Source organism: Streptomyces sp. PA03-6a (assembly GCF_033792765.1).
Taxonomy (GTDB): Bacteria; Actinomycetota; Actinomycetes; order Streptomycetales; family Streptomycetaceae; genus Actinacidiphila.
Genome location: NZ_JARAVK010000599.1, coordinates 1 through 752, shown reverse-complemented (window position 1 = coordinate 752; position 752 = coordinate 1). Strand labels below are relative to the sequence as shown.

The 752-nt window shown below is 72.2% G+C and carries 1 protein-coding gene, 1 tRNA gene and 1 pseudogene; 2 read left to right on the top strand and 1 reads right to left on the bottom strand.

The genetic code is table 11. The annotated features are described in order from the left end of the window. Nucleotides 1-165: an SHOCT domain-containing protein gene (locus PV350_RS46840; protein WP_500339336.1), complete on the top strand. Its 165-nt coding sequence runs from the start codon at nucleotides 1-3 to the stop codon at nucleotides 163-165. Nucleotides 166-247: 82 nt separating this feature from the next. Here the strand turns inward: PV350_RS46840 and PV350_RS46835 are convergent. After that, nucleotides 248-335, bottom strand: a tRNA-Leu gene (locus tag PV350_RS46835). Nucleotides 336-508: 173 nt separating this feature from the next. Between PV350_RS46835 and PV350_RS46830 the strand changes: the two are divergent. Next, a pseudogene (locus PV350_RS46830) lies at nucleotides 509-752 on the top strand (M20/M25/M40 family metallo-hydrolase); the annotation flags it as partial.

Sequence of the window (752 nt, the reverse complement as noted above, 5' to 3'; positions counted from 1 at the left end):
ATGTCGCCCCCCGGCGCGGCCGCCCCGCCTCCGCCGCCGCCCGCGCCGGGGGGCGACATGGCGGGGAAGCTGGAGCAGCTCAAGCAGCTCGGCGCACTGAAGGAGCAGGGAATCCTCACCGAGGAGGAGTTCCAGACGCAGAAACGCGCCGTCCTCGGCAGCTGACGGCGCGCGCCGCCGGAAGCGCCGCAGACGCCTGTGGGCGGCACCACCGGTCTCCCGGTGGTGCCGCCCACAGGCGTCTACGTGGTGTCCGAGGGGGGACTTGAACCCCCACGCCCGATAAAGGGCACTAGCACCTCAAGCTAGCGCGTCTGCCATTCCGCCACCCGGACAAGGTGTTCGCCGCCCGGCACTCGGCCCGGCGACGTGGAAAACAATAGCAAACATCCGGAGGTCCCCGATCACGCGCTTCCCGTGACGGGAGCGTGACGGCCGCCCCGGGGCCCTCGCGGGCCGCGGAGTGCGCGGGGGAGGATGGCCGTGACCGACGAACGAAGGAGACAGCGTGAGTGAGTCGAACTCGGCCGCCCGTACGACCACCGGCGAGGACGAGGTCGTCGACCTCTGCCGGGACCTCATCCGGATCGACACCAGCAACTACGGCGACCACTCCGGGCCGGGTGAGCGGGCCGCCGCCGAGTACGTGGCGGAGAAGCTCGCGGAGGTCGGCCTGGAGCCGCAGATCTTCGAGTCGCACAAGGGGCGGGCCTCCACCGTCGCCCGCATCGCCGGCGCGGACCCCTCCCGCC